The sequence below is a fragment of the Pedobacter nototheniae genome, from assembly GCF_032678625.1.
GTDB classification, from domain to species: domain Bacteria; phylum Bacteroidota; class Bacteroidia; order Sphingobacteriales; family Sphingobacteriaceae; genus Pedobacter; species Pedobacter nototheniae_A.
Genome location: NZ_JAVTSO010000001.1, coordinates 924,842 through 943,998, shown reverse-complemented (window position 1 = coordinate 943,998; position 19,157 = coordinate 924,842). Strand labels below are relative to the sequence as shown.

General features: G+C 37.4%; 18 protein-coding genes. 12 read left to right on the top strand and 6 right to left on the bottom strand.

Annotated elements, in window-relative coordinates:
• Positions 1-94: 94 nt before the first annotated feature.
• Both R2Q77_RS04305 and R2Q77_RS04300 read right to left on the bottom strand, forming a co-directional pair.
• Complete coding sequence (locus R2Q77_RS04305) at positions 95-2,176, bottom strand: M56 family metallopeptidase (RefSeq protein ID WP_316802471.1); 2,082 nt, start codon at positions 2,174-2,176, stop codon at positions 95-97.
• Positions 2,173-2,583, bottom strand: a complete 411-nt coding sequence (locus R2Q77_RS04300; RefSeq protein ID WP_316802470.1) for a BlaI/MecI/CopY family transcriptional regulator — start codon at positions 2,581-2,583, stop codon at positions 2,173-2,175. The genes R2Q77_RS04305 and R2Q77_RS04300 overlap by 4 nt, the downstream gene beginning before the upstream one ends.
• A gap of 162 nt (positions 2,584-2,745) precedes the next feature.
• Between R2Q77_RS04300 and ffh the strand changes: the two genes are divergently transcribed.
• From ffh to R2Q77_RS04280, 4 genes are all read left to right on the top strand, one after another.
• Positions 2,746-4,086 (top strand): signal recognition particle protein, encoded by a 1,341-nt coding sequence (gene ffh, locus R2Q77_RS04295; RefSeq protein ID WP_316802469.1) that lies wholly within the window; start codon positions 2,746-2,748, stop codon positions 4,084-4,086.
• Between the two features lie 227 nt (positions 4,087-4,313).
• Positions 4,314-5,852 (top strand): YifB family Mg chelatase-like AAA ATPase, encoded by a 1,539-nt coding sequence (locus tag R2Q77_RS04290; protein ID WP_316802468.1) that lies wholly within the window; start codon positions 4,314-4,316, stop codon positions 5,850-5,852.
• 123 nt (positions 5,853-5,975) lie between these two features.
• Positions 5,976-6,953, top strand: a complete 978-nt coding sequence (locus tag R2Q77_RS04285) for a hypothetical protein (protein ID WP_316802467.1) — start codon at positions 5,976-5,978, stop codon at positions 6,951-6,953.
• Positions 6,954-7,026: 73 nt separating this feature from the next.
• Complete coding sequence (locus R2Q77_RS04280) at positions 7,027-7,659, top strand: XAC2610-related protein (protein ID WP_316802466.1); 633 nt, start codon at positions 7,027-7,029, stop codon at positions 7,657-7,659.
• 52 nt (positions 7,660-7,711) lie between these two features.
• Here R2Q77_RS04280 and R2Q77_RS04275 read toward each other — a convergent pair whose 3' ends face one another.
• Entirely contained in the window at positions 7,712-8,215 is a 504-nt protein-coding gene (locus tag R2Q77_RS04275; RefSeq protein ID WP_316802465.1) for a hypothetical protein, read from the bottom strand.
• Between the two features lie 74 nt (positions 8,216-8,289).
• Between R2Q77_RS04275 and R2Q77_RS04270 the strand changes: the two genes are divergently transcribed.
• The 6 genes from R2Q77_RS04270 (at position 8,290) to R2Q77_RS04245 (ending at position 12,635) form a co-directional block, all read left to right on the top strand.
• Positions 8,290-9,234 carry a phytanoyl-CoA dioxygenase family protein gene (locus R2Q77_RS04270; RefSeq protein ID WP_316802464.1) on the top strand — a complete coding sequence of 315 codons (945 nt, stop codon included), beginning with the start codon at positions 8,290-8,292 and terminating at the stop codon, positions 9,232-9,234.
• 121 nt (positions 9,235-9,355) lie between these two features.
• Positions 9,356-9,703, top strand: a complete 348-nt coding sequence (locus R2Q77_RS04265) for a hypothetical protein (RefSeq protein WP_316802463.1) — start codon at positions 9,356-9,358, stop codon at positions 9,701-9,703.
• 1 nt (position 9,704) lies between these two features.
• Positions 9,705-10,517 (top strand): XAC2610-related protein, encoded by an 813-nt coding sequence (locus R2Q77_RS04260; RefSeq protein WP_316802462.1) that lies wholly within the window; start codon positions 9,705-9,707, stop codon positions 10,515-10,517.
• A 4-nt stretch (positions 10,518-10,521) separates the two neighbouring features.
• Complete coding sequence (locus tag R2Q77_RS04255; RefSeq protein WP_316802461.1) at positions 10,522-11,211, top strand: hypothetical protein; 690 nt, start codon at positions 10,522-10,524, stop codon at positions 11,209-11,211.
• A 25-nt stretch (positions 11,212-11,236) separates the two neighbouring features.
• A complete protein-coding gene (locus tag R2Q77_RS04250) occupies positions 11,237-11,899 on the top strand; it encodes a vancomycin high temperature exclusion protein (RefSeq protein WP_316802460.1) in 663 nt (220 codons plus the stop codon).
• Entirely contained in the window at positions 11,889-12,635 is a 747-nt protein-coding gene (locus R2Q77_RS04245) for a hypothetical protein (protein ID WP_316802459.1), read from the top strand. Before R2Q77_RS04250 ends, R2Q77_RS04245 begins: the two co-directional genes overlap by 11 nt.
• A 3-nt stretch (positions 12,636-12,638) precedes the next feature.
• Here the strand turns inward: R2Q77_RS04245 and R2Q77_RS04240 are convergent, their stop codons facing one another.
• Positions 12,639-12,884: a hypothetical protein gene (locus tag R2Q77_RS04240; protein ID WP_316802458.1), complete on the bottom strand. Its 246-nt coding sequence runs from the start codon at positions 12,882-12,884 to the stop codon at positions 12,639-12,641.
• Between the two features lie 135 nt (positions 12,885-13,019).
• Here R2Q77_RS04240 and R2Q77_RS04235 point away from each other — a divergent pair, with 135 nt between their 5' ends.
• Positions 13,020-14,402 carry an MBL fold metallo-hydrolase gene (locus R2Q77_RS04235; RefSeq protein ID WP_316802457.1) on the top strand — a complete coding sequence of 461 codons (1,383 nt, stop codon included), beginning with the start codon at positions 13,020-13,022 and terminating at the stop codon, positions 14,400-14,402.
• A gap of 92 nt (positions 14,403-14,494) precedes the next feature.
• On the opposite strand, the gene R2Q77_RS04230 is transcribed toward R2Q77_RS04235, so the two are convergent.
• Positions 14,495-15,742 carry a glutamate-5-semialdehyde dehydrogenase gene (locus R2Q77_RS04230; RefSeq protein WP_316802456.1) on the bottom strand — a complete coding sequence of 416 codons (1,248 nt, stop codon included), beginning with the start codon at positions 15,740-15,742 and terminating at the stop codon, positions 14,495-14,497.
• Between the two features lie 64 nt (positions 15,743-15,806).
• On the bottom strand, positions 15,807-16,886 hold the full coding sequence (gene proB / locus R2Q77_RS04225; protein ID WP_316802455.1) for a glutamate 5-kinase: 1,080 nt from the start codon (positions 16,884-16,886) through the stop codon (positions 15,807-15,809).
• 117 nt (positions 16,887-17,003) lie between these two features.
• Between proB and R2Q77_RS04220 the strand changes: the two genes are divergently transcribed.
• Positions 17,004-19,151, top strand: a complete 2,148-nt coding sequence (locus R2Q77_RS04220; protein WP_316802454.1) for a S9 family peptidase — start codon at positions 17,004-17,006, stop codon at positions 19,149-19,151.
• Positions 19,152-19,157: the final 6 nt, after the last annotated feature.

Here is a 19,157-nt window from a genome sequence, read left to right as displayed (position 1 = left end):
ATTACCTGAAAAATGTGGTTTGTTTACAAGTCGTTTCTGGCAAAAGTAAATGCCAGAAACGGCTTGCTTAATAACATGGTGTGGAAATTGAATATTAGTCTATGACGCCAGCAACCACTCTCAGTTGTACATATTTATCAATTGAATGGTAGTTAAATCCTTTTTTCTTCATCGACATTATAAAGCTCGGTGATGTACCTGTAGCTTTAGCGGAGATAACATCGTTTACGGTTAAATTATTTAAATCCAACTTTTTATAGGCTGCAAATTCGCTAACGGTAACACCCAGCGATTTTAACGAAATGGCCTCATCATTGGTTAGGTTTGGAAATCCGCTGTTTTTAAATCCGCTGATAAATTCTGGTGTGATACCAAGCGATTTCATGGAGATTAATTCATCATCTGTAACTTTAATACCCTTATCGGTAAAGCCTTTAACATATTCGGCAGTAATGTTTAAAGCCTTTTTCGCTATAAGATCGCCAAAAGCTTCATCATCATCGTCTTGATTGCTCGTTTGTACTTTTTTAGGGCTTTTGTTGTTTTCATTAACCTTTTCTGCTTCAATCTCTTTACTTTCAGTCTTGGCAATTTTGGCATTTTTAATGAAATCGCCGGTAATGCCTTGAGATTTAAAGGTAATCAGCTTATCAGCAGTAATATTCTTATAGCCGGTTTTTTTAATTTCGGCTACATATTTGCCATCTACACCAAGCGCTTTTAAAGGAATAAGATCTTGTAAGCTTACATTGTTTAAACCTTCTTTTTTAAGCGAGCTGATATAAGTTAAGTCTACACCCAATGCCGCTAATGGAATCAGGTCGTTTTTAGAGATTTTGGTGTACCCTTCGGCTTTAAGCATGTTAACAAATGATTTATTTACATTTACCATATAAAAAACCATGGCATCCCTGTCGCCGTCTATTTTTATGCCCTCTCTATCTAAAAAAGCAATAAAGCTTTGGTCAGCATTAAATTTGTAATCGCCCATACCCGTGTTGCCATCAAATTTACCGGAAAATACAATGGTTCCGGCATCGCGGCTTAAAGAGAAACTTCCGCGCTCATTTTTTGGTAGATTTTTAAATTCTGCCAGAGAGAAAGTAGTACTGCTGTTATTCTCTTTGCCGTTTATTCCCGATTCAAAACGGATGTGTAGCTTATCGCCCTTAACAGTCGCAAACCACGAACCTTCCGTTTCTAATTCTTTAGTTTTATAAGTTGGCTGCTTATTTGTTTTTCCATAAGCAATAGGCTCATTAAAGAAGGAAACAAATACCAATAATACAGGTACGATAAATAAATATTTCCAGGTGGAGCTGATGTTTGATTTTTTTGCGTTCATCATGACTAATCTTTTTTTAAGAATGGATTGATTGTAATTAGTGGTTAAGCTGATCGGAAAATGTGGCGCCGACACTTTCACTAAGCTCATTTGGTAACTGGTACGTTCTACATCCGAATGCTGCAGCAATTCGTTATCTGTAAGAAATTCCAGGTTATCTTCTATCGCTTTGCGGTATAACCAAGCAAAGGGATTAAACCATTGAAAAACAAGGGCCAGTTCGGCTAATAAAATATCATAGCTATGCCCTTGTTTAATGTGGATTTTTTCGTGCAGGATAATTTGGTTATAGGTATCCCAGTCGTATTTTTCGGGGTTGATAAAGATGTTGTTGCCAAAAGAACAAGGCGCCTGATCGCCAGCCAGCTCAACAATCCGGTAACGCCCGTCTTGAATAAACGGCCTTGAATAAGAGCGGTAAAGTAAAATACTCAGCTGAAACAAGAAGTTGATGCTAAATACCATCACCCCAAGCCAGTATATCCAGGTTAAAGCTTTGAAAATCGAAAAATCCTTAAAAATAGATTTGCTTTCTTTTACCACCTCTACATTACCCGTATCAGGTGTCGCTTTTCCGGGCACTTCTTTTACTACACTTGGCTTAACTGGATTTGGCTGGCCAATATTAACATAAACCGGAAAGGCAGAATCTGTTTTTCTTAGAGACCACTGTTGTGGAATTGGAATTAATGGCAGGCAAAAAGCCAGCACTAAACAACTTAGCAAGATGATCCGGTTTAACGGGAAAAACGTCTCTTTTTGAAGCAATGCTTTATAGAAAACCAGACAGGTGGTTAAAATGAGCGCTACAGTTACCAAATAATAGATCATGGCTTTTTGGTTTTAATGAGGTCTACAATTTCTTTTAGTTCGTCTTCGGTTAAATTTTGTTCTTTAGCAAAAAAAGCCAGCATCCGCGGGTAAGAATTATCAAAATATTGACTAACCACATCTTTCAAGGCATGTTTCTGGTACTCTTCCTTACCTATCAATGGAAAATAGCAGAACATATTTCCAACCACATCATGCCCTAAAAAACCTTTTTCTTCTAATATTTTTACCATCGTAGCTACACTATTATAGTGTGGTTTAGGATCAGGAAGCAATGGAATAATGTCTCTTATAAATGCTTTCTCTACATCCCAAAATGCCTGCATAATTTGCTCTTCTCTTTTCGCCAGTTTAATCATCATCATAAAATTATATAACGAATGTACTACTAATTTATTAATAGACAAACTAATTGATTAGTAGTATTGTAACTTTTAAGATACCTTAAATATTTTAGGTGTTTTTTTAGGTTAACGAATGACTGGAAAATAGTGATACAGACCTGAATAAAAGTAATTTTTAGTCAAAAAAACAATATCTTTGCGGCTTGCAGCAAATTTGAACCAATTATGTTTGATAATTTACAGGACAAGCTAGACAGAGCATTTAAAGTATTAAAAGGACAAGGCAGCATTACGGAAATCAACGTGGCAGAAACCATGAAGGAAATTCGTAAAGCATTATTAGATGCCGACGTTAACTATAAAACCGCAAAAACTTTTACAGATGAAGTTAGACAAAAAGCTTTAGGACAAAACGTGCTTACTGCCGTTTCTCCGGGTCAATTGTTAACTAAAATAATGAACGATGAGCTTGCTGCTTTAATGGGTGGCGAAGTTACAGAGTTAGAAACCAAAGCCAACCCAACCATCATTCTGATTGCTGGCTTAAATGGTGCGGGTAAAACAACTTTTGCAGGTAAATTAGCTTTACATTTAAAAGGAAAAGGCAAAAAACCTTTATTAGTTGCTGGTGATATGTATCGCCCGGCTGCTGTAGATCAATTAGAAGTTTTAGGAACGTCTGTTGGTGTATCTGTTTATGCAAACCGCGAATCAAAAGATCCTGTAGCCATTGCCTTAGAAGGTATTGAACATGGTAAACAAAATGGAAATAATGTAATTATTATTGATACCGCCGGTCGTTTAGCGATTGATGAATCGTTGATGAATGAGATTTCAGAAGTTAAGGCTAAAACCCAACCTCACGAGATCTTATTCGTAGTTGATTCAATGACCGGGCAGGATGCAGTGAATACAGCAAAAATATTTAACGACAGATTAGACTTTACCGGTGTTGTATTAACCAAATTAGATGGTGATACCCGTGGTGGTGCAGCCCTTTCCATTAAGTCTGTTGTAAACAAACCGATTAAATTTATTGGTACTGGCGAGAAAATGGAAGCACTTGATGTTTTCTATCCAGACAGGATGGCTTCTCGTATTTTAGGAATGGGTGATGTGGTATCGCTTGTTGAACGTGCTCAAATGCAGTTTGATGAGAAAGAAGCCGCTGAACTGCAAAAGAAAATCCGCAAAAACAAATTCGATTTCAACGATTTCTATAACCAGATTCAACAAATTAAGAAAATGGGTAATATGAAAGATTTGATGGGCATGATACCTGGTGTTGGTAAAATGATGAAAAATGTCGAAATTGAAGATGATGCATTTAAATCAATTGAATCTATCATTCAATCGATGACGCCTTTTGAAAAGGAAAATCCAGACAGTATCCAGCAAAGCCGCCGTTTGCGTATAGCAAAAGGAAGTGGCAATAAGGTTGAAGAAGTGACCAAGCTAATTAAACAGTTTGAAGATATGCGCAAAATGATGAAGCAGTTTTCTAATCCTGCTGCTGCAGCCGCAATGATGAAAGGTATGCCAAAAATGCCATTCGGAAAAAGATAGTTTGAGTTTAAATCAAAATATTCAAATCCCAATCATTACTGATTGGGATTTTTTGTTTTAAAACTTTTAGCCCCAACGCCATGCATTTGTTCGGTTCTTAGTTTAGCTGCGCCGTTAAACCTCAACAACAGAGATTTTTAACTAAATCCACTAAACTATTCTTATATTAGTACAAGCCATCAATCTCCCGCAAAATTTACATCCCATTTCATCGTAAATAACGACTAATGCTTGTAAAAACCTATGGAAGTGCCGTTTTCGGCGTAAATGCTTTAACAATTACCATTGAAGTGAGTATAAGTGCCGGCAATAAATACTATATGGTGGGCCTGCCTGATAATGCCGTTAAAGAAAGTCTGCAAAGGGTAGAAAGCGCCATCCATGTTGCTGGCTTTAGAATGCCCCGGCAAAAAATTGTCGTTAATCTTGCTCCAGCCGATATAAGAAAAGAAGGTTCTGCCTACGATTTACCAATAGCAATTGGCATTCTTGCCGCATCCGGGCAAATTCCCGCTGATGAACTGGAGCACTACTTTATTATGGGGGAACTTTCACTGGATGGAAATATTCAGCCCATAAAAGGGGCACTACCCATTGCTATACAAGCCAGAAACGAAATCTTTAAAGGTTTCATTCTACCAAAGCAAAATGTAAAGGAAGCCGCCATAGTTGATGGCATTGAGGCTTATGGAGTAGAAACACTCACAGAAGTAATTGCTTTTTTTAACAAAAGCAGTGCTTTAACACCCACCAGAATTAATACGCGTGAAGAGTTTTTAAAAAATATCGGTCAATACGAACACGATTTTGCCGATGTAAAAGGGCAGGAGAACATAAAGCGTGCGCTGGAAATTGCCGCCGCAGGCGGGCATAATGTGATTTTAATTGGTCCGCCGGGCGCTGGAAAAACCATGCTTGCGAAGCGATTGCCAACCATTTTACCACCCTTAAATTTACACGAAGCATTAGAAACAACTAAAATCCATTCGGTGGCCGGAAAACTCTCCGCAACCGATGCCTTAATGACTGTTCGGCCATACCGCTCGCCACACCACACCATTTCTGATGTAGCCTTAGTAGGCGGTGGAATAAATCCGCAGCCTGGCGAGATATCATTGGCTCATAACGGTGTATTGTTTTTAGATGAGCTCCCCGAGTTTAAAAGAACTGTTCTGGAAGTGATGCGGCAACCACTCGAAGATCGGAAAGTTTCCATTTCAAGAGCCCGGTTCTCTGTAGAATATCCCGCAAGCTTTATGCTGGTTGCTTCCATGAATCCTTGTCCTTGCGGATTTTACAATCATCCTGAAAAAGAATGTGTTTGTGCGCCGGGAGTGGTTCAAAAATATCTCAGCAAAATATCCGGTCCTTTATTGGATCGCATTGATTTACATGTAGAGGTAACGCCCGTAAATTTTACCGAATTGGCCTCAACCCGCGAAACAGAAAAAAGTGAGTTAATCAGGGCGCGCGTAATTAAAGCCAGAGAAATTCAGGAGCTTCGGTTTACCAACCAGGAAAACCTGCATTGTAATGCCCAAATGAGTCCAAAAATGGTTCGTAAGGTTTGCCAGATCAGTGATGCCGGACAAACACTTTTAAAAACGGCAATGGAGCGGCTTGGTTTATCGGCCAGGGCTTATGATCGCATTTTAAAAGTAGCACGCACCATTGCTGATTTAGCAGATAGTGAAAATATTGAAATAGAACACTTGGCAGAATCTATCAATTACCGCAGCCTGGATAGAGATGGATGGGCCGGATAGCTACGAATAATTAATTAAAACCTGCAAATAGCCTGAAAACCACAGCAAATAGTAAAAGGTGCTTTTAATTCAAATTTACAACCGTATTTTTAATTAAAATAATGTTTCATCATTACCTTATCCATGAAAATTAAACACCTTTTAACTTGCTTGCTTTTTTTAAAAGCAACCTACTCTTTTGCCCAGCAAAAAACATTTACGGTAGATAAAAATTTAAATGAAACCATAGATTTAGTGAGTAAATTCCAAAGTCAACTGACCAATCAGGAATTTGATGCCGTAAAAGGCGATGATATATTCCTCACAGACATTGCCATTAATAAAGAGCAGTACAGCCTATCTTCAAAAGATAATTTCCTGATTTTAAAGTATAAAAACAAACCTGTTAAAGCGATTATTTCTTCCAGCTGGAACATAAAACTTCAGGGTATAACAGGAAATAAAACAACCATAACACTGAGCCTAAAAAAGATTGACCCAGACCGCACTTCGAAACCTCAAATTGATCTTACAAAAACTAAATCGAGCGGAAAACTCGAGGCCATGCTTAAAAACTTTATTGAAAGCAATACCGACAAGGAAGAATATGTGCTTAATACTCCTGGAAACAATAATGCATTAGATGTTGCGCAGGCTACAAACACAAATATAAACTTGGGCGTACTGCTGGATAAAAACAAGCTTATTCCTTTGCCCGTTACGGTTGACTACTTTACCAAAAGATTAGGTTTAGAACCGAAAACGGCCGAAAATGAACTGTGTGAAAAAGGCATTTATTACATCTGGGATTTAGAAAATGGAGTAAATTTTATTTATTCGCGTTTAAAAGACAAGAACCAATATGCAAGTATTGCTTATTTTGGTGATGAAAAAATTTCTGGGTTGCCTTTAGGATTAACTTTTAATGAATCTACATTTGAGCAGTGTAAGTATAGGTTTGCTAAATATAAACCCAGCTGGCAGCAGGAAACCACTGAGGTAAGTGCCACAGAATCTAAAGCTTTTTTAATTTTAGAGTTCAAGGTTAATCAATATTTTGTACAGCTTGGCTTTTACAACAACAAATATGTAACAAGCGTGCAGGTATCTACAAAAAAATAAGTGTTTGCTATAATAATTTAGTAAAAACAAAAAATTTAGGAACAATTTTCCTCCAGGTTAAATTATCATTTGTATGAAAACATCAATCGCTTTAATATTTGTTTTATGTTGTTTTCAGAATTTGGTTTTAGCCCGGCAAGGAAAGAAAATTTTCAACCAGCCGCAGGCAAAAGGTAGTTGGTACTATCATTATCCCTTTGCAGATAAACACTTTATTCTTGCAATACAATCGGGAGAAGATGAATCAGGCGAGAAAATTACGGGCATTAAAGGGGAAAACACCAATATCTATTTTGGAAAGCACAATGGTACTACTGACCAGCTTTTTTGGAAAACACATTTATTTATGCGCACCATTAAAGATCAGGTGGAGTATATAGATTATAATGATGATGGCGTAAAGGACATGGTTATTTTTATGGATACAGGTGCCCGAGGAGCCAATTCTTTTTTCATGCTTCTTTTAACCGACCCTAAAAAACGCACCTTAACACGTATCAAGGATTTCGAAAATATTGTAAATCCCAGTTATGATAAAAAACGTAAAATTATACTATCCTATGGTTTTTCCGGCACAAATCATTACAGCATTTATAAGCTTAAAAACAATAAGATTTACCAAATTGGGCATTCGTTTGAAGATACGGAAACACTGGATTTAGATAAGAAGATTGATGGAATTTTAAAAACGAACAAAATCAAATGATGCCATTTGCAATATTTGGCCTTGCTTCAACTAAAGAACATAGAAACAATCATTATTCCGGTCTTTCTGTACATAACCATTTCTGCATTACCGGGTAAGGTTTTGCATTATTAAGTTTTGCCTGGCGTTCATCGTAGGTCATACCAAGCCATTGCAAAAGTGGCACTCCAATAAACCTCGAATTTTGAAAGTTATCAATGAGCGAGTCTGCAGCATTTTTATAACCACCATTGTGAAAAACCACTTTGAGATCCATTTTCAAATAAACACAGGCCGCATAAGACCAGCCGATTGCCATTAACTCGCCCCCATTATGTAAGTCGCCACTCTCCAGGTGCTCACTCATCCCAACCCGGATATTGGGCGGCATGCAGGCTAAGTGTCCGGCTTCATGCAAAATATCTCCAGGATAACTCAATTTAGTTGTATCTATAATTAATGCACCTTCTATTAATTTAAGCCCGGGCAAAAAAGTTTCTCCACTAATGGGCTCCAGATGATAACTCAAGCCAATTTCACTTAGAAAAGAAAGTATAAGAGCCGTACTTTGTTCCATGTTAATTTAGATTTTAAATGCTAATTTAGGCTTTAGAATTCAATTATAATCAATCATCTGACTTAAGCCCTCCCATGTTACATTGCAATTTTAACGCGCGCTTTTACCAATACCACCACAACATAAAACTTGGTTTGGGCAATACCCCAGATCCGGATTTTGAAAATAAACAAGAGATCTGGCTAAACATTTTTGGACTGGGTAAATTTGAAGTCTTTCAGTTTATTTACAGCCAGTGTAATGGTATCGAACATTTTAACGAATGGATTACATCGCTAAAGGGAGCTGATTTTGTTGCTCATGCGACCATAAAATTTAATAACTGGGCGCAAGATCAACCCATGGTTAAAGGCGAGGTACTGCGACTGCTAAGTGCCGAGCAGCACAGGTTTTGGGAAACACATGGTTATTTAAAGGTCAGCAACCTGCTGCCGGTTCAGCATATTGACGCGGTAAAAGAACTCATTTGTAAACACCTGAACATCAACATTTCCGAACCAGCATCCTGGTATCAGCAGCACGAAGACTGGCATGGCTTAATGTTGCAGCTTTATCAGGATGAATCCATCAATGAAATCAGAAATAACCCAAGCATTTTCAATTTGTTTGCCGAACTCTACGACAATTCAAATATTATTGCAAACATTGATAAATTGAGTTTTAATCCGCCCGAAACCGCAGATTGGCTATTTTCGCACGACAAACTCCATTGGGACATAGATCCTGACCGCCTGGACGAAAACTATATTCAGGGGCTGGTTTACCTGGATGATGTTCCTGAAAACGGAGGTGCTTTTAAAGCTGTTACAGGATTTCATAAAAAGTTTAAAACCTGGATTAATAAGTTTGAAAGCTTACACGATGCGCACAATGAAATCCGCGAACAGGAAACGGGCACACTTATTCCCGGCGAAAAAGGCGATGTAATTATATGGCGCAACACACTTCCACATGCGGCAAGCCGGAACAAATCAACCAGGCCCCGCTTTGTACAATACATCAGTTTTTCTAAGCTCTAAATCAACATGACGAATAATTATACAATACCCGCAAATAATAAAGCATGGATGGCACATAATAAGTTCCTCATTTAAAACCAGAATAAGAGCTTTATATTCGTTTACATTAAATTCAGACTTGATGACATTCATTGCTATTCTTTTAATTTCACTTATTCTGGCCTTAGTATTTTTCGGAAAACCAGCAGATAAGCGCTTTAAAGCATTGCCTGCAATGAATAGTGCCGTTAAATGGACCTTAGTTATTGCCTCAATTGTGCTTTCCATATTCGCTGGTTATATTTTCGCCGATACGCTATATATTTACCTGCTTTTTGGCGTGTGGATTTTTGTTTTTCTAATCGGCTTAACCCTTCTTGTGGGAATTATTGATTTAATTATTAAAACAAGGTATTTTAAAATCCCGCTCTATCTTGTTTTTCTGTTTATTCTCACTTATACTACCGTAATTATTATAAAAGAAGGCTAACATGCGATTTTTAACCATCATTTTTGTTTCGTTATTTTTCTGTTCGAAACAGGCCAATGCCCAACCCTTTAAATTTAATTCTGTTGGCATTAAAAAACCTTTTTCCTTTCACATAGGCTGGCAAAATGAAAAGGGCGGTTACGTTTGGTATGATGGACAAAAAACGCCCATTCCACTAAAATTAAAATCTTATCAACGCGACACCTCGCAAAGGCAGGATCATCAACCTGATATTGAATATTACAAATGGACTGAAATATTTGATGGAAAAGCCACCGGCGAATATAAGCTTACCTTGATGCTTAGAACTATTTCTGATGTTGAATACCTGCGCTATAAAGATCAAAAAACTTTTAGGTTTGAGATTGATGACAAAGAAAAGTATGAAGGCAAAAACATGGCACTGCTACATGGCGTCCAGTTTCATTTTTATACTTTTTTTAAGGACAACCTCAATATAAAATATCCAGATTCAAAAGTGGAAAAGTATACGCTTAATGAAGTAAACGAAAATAAGCCTCGATATGCCAATATAGATGATTATAATTTTGATGGCGTTGATGATATTGCTTTTTCCGTTGCTGATGATGAAGGTTTACATGTGGCTAATAATGTATTCATTTATAACCCAAAGCTGAAAAGGTTTTTTCCTTTGAAAGAACCTCAAAACAGTGGTTGTGGTTATTTTTCCAATTTAAAAATAAACAAGCAATCAAAAAAACTCAGTGTAACCTGCAAAAGCGGTGCAAGCTGGAAATCTTATACCTTTAAGTTTAACAAGGCACAAAAATTAGTTTTACAGAAACAGGAATAAAACCATGAAAATAAAATTATTTAAAACGGGTATAACCATCCTGATTTGCCTGTTATCCATAACGCCGTTTGCACAGCAGAAAAAAGACCTGTTAGCCTATAGCTTACAAGCAAAAACCGCCTACGAAGATGCTTTTAAAAAACTACCTGAAAGTTATAAAGAGAAATTAAGCCAGTTGGAAAAAAAGGAGGACAGTTTAATTAACAAAGGTAAACCTACAGGTTTATTTAATGAACAAAATAAAGTTGGATGGAGTATTTTTACAAAATTTGATGAAATCATTATCCAGGGCAATAAAGAAAAATTAAATCCGGGCACAACAGAAAACTTATATCAACCCGATCATAGCGGCGCCATTTTAAATGGAGATACTTTAACTATTTTTACAGGGGTATTTTTCCCTCGTTTTAAAATTACAACCATAAAAAACAAAACCTCAATTGTATATGAAGACTGGCGCAAATACGATCCCGTATTTCAGAAAAAACCAACGGATAAGCCGGACGAAAACCTCAACCTGAATTGCAGTATTGAAGAACTGATCCTAAGTAAAAAACAAATCAGCACCAACGATATTGTTTATGGTAAGGCCACCTTCAGCACACCAGAATTTTACGAGAATAAAATCCTCAAAAAATTTAAATTCAGTTATGTTTTTAAAGTCCATATCGTTAAAGCCGAAAGGAAAGATTAATACCATTTGAAAAAAATAGTTCAACGTGAAAGTAAAAAAACTAATTAAGCCAATAATTTATTTGGCTATAGCAAGCAGTCTTTTTGTTATTGGCATTAATTATTATGTGAAATCCAAAACAAATCCATCTATTTACAATAAAGAAAATGCATTGCCCAGCAGCAATGTGGCAATTATTTTTGGCGCAGGCATTAACAACAATAAACCTGGAAAATACCTTCAAGACCGTTTGGATGCAGGCATTAAGTTATACAAGGAAAATAAGGTTCAAAAACTTCTTCTATCAGGCGATAATGGGAATGATGCTCATGATGAATTAACCGTAATGAAAATCTATTGTTACGAACATGGAGTAGATACAACAAAAATCTACATTGACTATGCTGGTTTCGACAGTTACTCTACCCTGTACAGGGCAAAAAATCTCTTCAAGGTTGATACAGCCATTTTGGTATCGCAGAAATATCATTTAAACCGGGCCGTTTATATTGGCAACAAGTTGGGCTTAAAATCTTATGGTTTTGTAGCCAACCAGGGCATTTATCCGGGTTATAATTATGTGCGTTTCCGGGAGCATTTCGCTATTATAAAATCGGTGTTAGATGTTGCAAGGAACAGGAACCCATATTTTATGGGCAAAACCATCAACATTAACGGGCCTTCAAATTACACTAAAAATGAGCAATAACATTTATATTAAAATCTTTCTTTTTATCCTTTTAATTATTTTCTCTTCACTCCGTTTATTTGCGCAGAGCGATGACCCGGTGGTTAAAAAATCGGCAGCAACAGTAAAGGAATTTGTACCAGCGGGATGGAAAATAATTTATAATGCCAAGGGAGATTTGAATAAGGATCTGCTCCCGGATGAAGCCCTAATTATTGAAAACACTAATCCAAAAAACATTATTAAAAACGATGAAATGGGTAGTAATACCTTAAATACCAATCCACGAAAATTATTGGTCCTGTTTAAAAGCAAAGCAGGTTATGCGCTTGTTGCTGAAAACAGCAGCTTTATTCCGGCAGAAAGTTCTTTAGAAAGCAGATGCCTGGAAGACCCTTTGAGTGAAACCGGTGCAATATTTATAACTAAAGGGTTACTTAGCTTATCTTTTCAGTACTTTTTCTCTTGTGGCTCCTGGGAAGTAATCAACAACGATTATACTTTCCGTTATCAAAACAATCAGATGGAATTAATTGGTGCTGACAACCGAAGTTATCATCGTGCATCAGGAGAAAAAGATGAAACCAGCAGCAATTTCTCTACATTTAAGCAAAGTAACACTACTGGCGGAAATATGTTTGGTAAAAAAGATAGCCCTAAAACAAAGTGGCTGCAGCTAAAACGCCGTAAACTTATTGCCCTGCAAAATATTACCGACAATACTTTTGAGCAATTTATGGACCAGGGCCGTCCATAAATATTATTCTTCCTCGTCTTCCTCTTCCGGGGTATAGTTAGAAATGGCTATGCCGATAGCATTCACCTCTTCATCTTCTTCAAAAATTGGAAGCTCTGTTTTATAATCTAACTTTAGCCAGATAGATGAAGTATCCTTTAAAATCTGGATGTATTCTTTTCCATTTTTAAAAATGGTATAAGTATCATTTCCCTCTGGAAATACAGCATACGTAATGGGTCCAACTTCTACATCAAATGGTTCTTGCATCGCTTTTTTTCTTGCAAAGATAAGCTATACTTTTTAACCCCGTAAAATTTAACCTACTAAAAAAATTACCCCGATTTGCTTAAAAATTGAACCAATTATACTACTTTACACCTGGATAACCCTATAGAAAGAAAGATGAAGTTAACGTTTTGGGGCGCGGCGCAACAAGTAACAGGCAGTATGCACCTGCTCGAAGTTGGAGATTATAAAATATTAATAGATTGCGGCCTTGATTATGAGAAAGATACCTATCAGGAAGAAAATCAACATTTCACATTTGATCCCTCCAGTATAAATTTAGTGATTTTAACCCATGCCCACATTGATCATTCGGGTAATTTACCCACTTTGGTTAGAATGGGTTTTGAAGGGCAGGTTTTGTGTACCGCACCAACAGCAGATTTAACCGCTATTTTGCTGTTCGATTCTGTTAATATTTTTCTAAGTAAAGAAAAACGTAAGCCCAGAACAAAACGCGGTAATTTCAGTGGTCCAAAGCCATTGTACTTACAAAAACATGTAATGGATACCATCGATAGATTTGTAACCATTGCTTTTAATAAATCTTTCCGCATTAATGGCGATATAAGTTTAACATTTGTTCCCGTGGGCCACCTGCTGGGTGCTGCTGCTGCAGTATTAACCATAAACGAACATGGCGAAGAAAAGAAAATTGCATTTACAGGTGATATTGGCAGAGAAAATTATCCCGTGTTAATTAATCCGGAAACGCTACCTGAGGTGGATTACTTAGTAAGCGAATCTACTTATGGCGGCCGTTTTCACACTAAAGATCAAACACTTGAAGCGCGTTTAATACAAGAGATTACGGAGGCCTGTATAAAAAGCCCCGGAAGATTAATTATTCCCGCATTTAGCATCGGCCGTACACAATCTCTTGTTTTTGCTTTAAATCAAATCTTTACCAAGAAATTACTGCCTCCGGTTCAAATTTTTGTTGATAGCCCGATGGCTGTGCAGGCAACCGAAATTTACCGTAAACACCACAACCTGGTTAATCAGGAGGCAAAAGATTTTTACCAGACTATGGGCGATGAGTTTGAATTTGAGCACCTGGCCTATGTTCAAACCATGAAGGAAAGCAAAGATGTTTCCAATTATTTTGATCCTTGCATCATTATTTCCTCGGCCGGCATGCTCGAAGGTGGCAGAATTCAGGATCATCTTTATTACAACATCCAAAATTATTATTGTACCATTCTTTTTATTGGTTATTGCGCCAAAGGAACTTTAGGAAATAAACTATTGCGTGGCGATCCTATTGTGAAAATTAAAGATCGTGAAATGATGGTTTATGCAACGATTAGACAAACCGATTTGTTAAGTGGCCACGGTGATCATAACGACCTGGTTAAAACAGTAAAACAAACCGGGCAACCTAAAAGGGTTTTTTTAGTACATGGCGAAGACAGTAGTTTAAAAAGTTTATCTACAGCCCTACAGGGTGAAGGATTCACCGTTTCTATCCCCGAAAGAGGAGAAGTTTTTGAGTTGTAGTAAATTTTTATATCAACCGGATAATTTCTCCGTCTAACTTAATGGTAATTTAGGAAATAAAGATTCTTCGTGGTGTTCAGAATCGTAGAAGCCTATTTTCTAATCTGTCCATCACCACGTACCACCCATTTATAACTGGTTAACGCATCAAGTCCCATTGGCCCGCGTGCATGCAACTTTTGCGTACTGATTCCTATTTCAGCGCCAAGTCCAAATTGTGCGCCATCAGTAAAACCTGTTGATGCATTGGCATAAACCGCAGCGGCATCAACCTCGTTCAAAAACCGGGTAATATTATCTGCATCTTCGGCAATAATGGCTTCACTGTGTTTAGAACTGTAACTGGCGATATGATCCAACGCCTCGTTTAGCCCATGAACCACTTTAACAGCCATTTTAAGCGACAAAAACTCGGTTCCGAAGCTTTCCGCTGTAGCTTGGTTTAATAGCGCTAAAGGGTACGATTGCACTAATACCCGGTAACTTTCTGCATCAGCAAAAAGTTCAACTTCTGCATTTGCCAAAGGTGCAAACAGTGCAGGTAAATCGCTTAACCTCCCGTGGTGAATTAAAACACAATCCAACGCATTGCAAACACTTACTCTTCGGGTTTTGGCATTCAAAATAATGGCTTTTCCTTTCTCAAGGTCTCCGGTTTTGTCAAAATAGGTATGAACAATTCCTGCCCCGGTTTCTATTACAGGGATTTTGCTGTGCTCGCGTACGTGGTTAATTAAAGATTGGCTTCCCCGCGGAATTAAAACATCCACAAAACCGCTTGCATTTAATAAAGCTTCTGTTGCTGCCCTTTCGGCTGGCAAAAGTACCAATACCTCCTGATTAACCTCGTGTTTTTCCAATACGGAATGAATCACTTTAGCAATGGCAAGATTTGAAAATTCGGCATCACTTCCTCCTTTTAAAACAGCAACATTCCCCGTTTTAAAACACAGCGAAAATACATCTGCAGTAACATTCGGGCGGGCTTCATAAATTACACCAATAACACCCAGCGGCACCCTGATTTTCTTTAAATTTAAACCGTTATCCAATATTTTTTCGGAAAGGATTTCATCCAGCGGACTAATTAATCCAGCCACACTTTCTATATCGGCCGCAATGGCCTTAATACGTTCTTTTGTAAGTTTTAACCGGTCATATTTTGGATCTTCAGCAGGCATTTTTGCAAGATCTTTTTTATTCTCCTGTAAAATGGTTTCTGTGGCCCCAATTAACATAGATGCCAAATCCAAAAGTACATGATTTACTTTTTCTTTAGATAAAGCAGCCATGCCGCGGCTGGCTTTTTTTGCCTTTTCAAAATATTGCTGGTATGCCATCGTTTAGTATCAAGTTTTTAGCATCAGGTATTGAGGCCAGATTGCCTTTTAGCCTTTAACTTTATTAAATTGCTGAATAAAAATAATCGTAATGAACCAAAGCTTTTTGTTTCTTTTGTCCTACACGCTCTCTGGCCTTGTCTGATCCGTATTCAGCAATGCCCAATCCAATCAGTTTGTTATTTTCATCAACAATTTTGATGATATCACCTTTCAAAAAGTCTGATTGGATTTCAATAATTCCTATCGGGAGTAAGCTTGTGGCTTTGCCGGAGGTTAAAACTGCTTTTGCACCATCGTTAAGTTGAACAACGCCTGTAGCAGCCGTTTCTGAGTGGGCAATCCATTTCTTTTTGCCTGATTTAATTTTTTCAGGAACAAAACGGGTGTGGATGGCATTTCCATTTAATAAATCAGTTAAAATCTCATCTTTCGTGCCATTTGCAATATGAACAGAGATGCCAAGTTTTGCAATTTTTTGTGCCATGGTTGATTTAGTAATCATTCCACCACGCCCGAATTGTGATTTCCCCGTACTTATAAATGAACTCAGGTTAGTTACATCGCCCTTAATTTCCTCTATTACAGCAGATCCGGCTGCCTTTGGATCACCATTATAAATTCCATTTACATTGGATAAAATAATCAATGCGTCGGCATTAAGCATAGAAGCTATAAGCCCGGCAAGCTCATCATTATCCGTAAACATAAGTTCAGTAACCGAAACCACGTCATTTTCATTTACCACCGGAATTACATTGTGCTGCAGCATAATTTGCATGCAGTTTTTCATATTCAGGTAATGCGCCCGGTCCCTGAAATCCTCTTTTGTAACCAAAACCTGTGCACATTTTATCTGATGTTTATCGAAAAAGGAAGAATACGTGTTAATTAATTTAACCTGACCAATGGCCGCCAGCAATTGTCTGGAAGCAATGGCATCCTGCTTTTCAGAAATTGAAATTAAACTTCTTCCCGAAGCTACAGCTCCTGAAGAAACGAGAATAACCTCAATGCCAAGTTTTTTTATTGCTGCAAGCTGGTCAACCAGGTGTTTAATTCTATCTTCATCCGGCAGCCCATTTGCCTGCGTAATTACGTTTGATCCGATTTTAACAATGATTTTCTGGTAGCTTAACTTCATTTTCTGCCTGGTACGATAATAAAAAGGCAATTTAATATTTGTTTTTTAATTGTGTAATGCCAATGTTATTTATTCATTGTTTTTTATAAATTGCATAAACCATAAAATCAACCGTTTATGAAGTTATTTGTTTCTGGCTTACTTTTGCTAAGCGTAGTAACTGCGTGTAAAAATCAAAAAGAAAAAATGAATCCATACAAATGGCCCGATGCTAAAGCCCCCGTGGCAGAAATTATTCCGAAAAACAGAATTATACATGGCGATACCGTAGCAGATAATTACTATTGGATGATCGATTATTTTAAAAAAGGTCCTGATAGTACAAAAATTGTGGATTATCTGAAAGCAGAAAACACTTACCTGAATACCATCATGAAAGGCACTGAACAATTTCAGGCTGATTTATTTAAGGAAATGAAAGCCCGGATTAAGGAAAAAGACGAATCTGTGCCTGTATTTAGAAATGGTTATTTTTATTATACCCGAACCGAAGATGGAAAACAATACTTTAAATACTGCCGTAAAAAGGGGACTTTAAGCGCAAAAGAAGAAATTCTTTTAGATGTAGACGAACTTGCGAAAGGTCACTCGTATTACAGCGCAATGGGCTTTAGCATTAGCCCTGATAATAAATTACTGGCTTTCGGGGTCGATCAGGTTTCACGCCGCCAGTACACCATTAACATCAAAAATTTGGAAACCGGCGAGGTTTACAAAGATGCCATTACCAATACGGACGGAATTAGTGTTTGGGCAAATGATAATAAAACCATTTTTTATTCCTCAAATAATCCGGTTACGCTGCTTTCTGAAAAAATAAAAAAACATACTTTAGGCACTGATGCTAAAAAAGATGCGGATGTTTATAAAGAAAAAGACAATAGCAATTACATCAGCGTAGGCAAATCAAAAAACGGGAAATGGATTTACATCATATCTGAAGCCACTCTAACTTCCGAATGGCAGTTAATCAATGCCGACGAGCCCGAAAGCGCGTTCAAAGTTTTTCAACCCCGTACCAAAGATGTACTGTACCATGTTATTCCTCTTGATGATAAGTTTTTAATTTTAACCAACTGGGATGCAAAAAACTTTCGTTTAATGGAATGCCCTTTAGATAAAACTTCAAAAGAGAACTGGAAAGAGGTAATTCCACACCGAAAAGATGTTTTAATAGAAAATGTAGAAGAGTTTAAGGATTACCTCGTGCTTTCTGAACGCAAAAATGGCTTAACTGATCTCCGGGTTCAAAAACGAGATGGGAGCGATTATTATATCAAATTTGATGAACCGGCTTATGATGCCAGCGTTGCTTCAAATCCCGAATATAACAGTAAAACGATTCGGTACTATTATACTTCTTTAACTACGCCAAGTTCTGTTTACGACTATAATCTGGAGAAAAAGGACCAGGAATTAATGAAGCAACAACAGGTTTTGGGTGGTTACAATCCTAAAGATTATGTAACAGAACGTATTTTTGCGACAGCAAAAGATGGCACAAAAATTCCGGTTGCTTTGGTTTACAAAAAAGGATTTGAAAAAGATGGAAAATCGCCTTTATTACTCGAAGGTTATGGCTCTTACGGATCAAATTCTGATGTTTATTTTTCTTCAGTAAGGTTAAGCCTTTTAAATCGTGGTTTTGTATATGCAATTGCCAACATACGAGGCGGGCAGGAGCTTGGCCGCCAATGGTACGAGGATGGCAAATTGATGAAAAAGAAAAATACATTTACCGATTTTATTGCTTGTGGAGAATATTTAATTGAGCAAAAATACACCGCAAAAGGGCATTTATATGCTACTGGAGGCAGCGCCGGCGGACTATTAATGGGGGCAGTGGTAAACATGGCGCCAAATTTATGGAATGGCATTGTTGCCGATGTTCCTTTTGTAGACGTTATTAATACCATGCTTGATGAAAGTATTCCATTAACCACCAATGAATTTGATGAATGGGGAAATCCTAAACAAAAAGCCGCTTACGAATACATGAAAAGCTACTCTCCTTACGAAAACGTGGAGAAAAAAGCATACCCAAATATGCTGGTTACAACAGGCTTACACGATAGCCAGGTACAATATTTCGAGCCTGCAAAATGGGTGGCTAAACTTAGGGCAAACAAAACCGATAAAAACATTTTATTACTTAAAACCAATATGGAATTTGGCCATGGAGGTGCCTCCGGTCGGTTTGATTACCTGAAAGATGAGGCATTAACTTATGCTTTTTTCTTCGCATTGGAAGGAATAAACAAATAATATAGA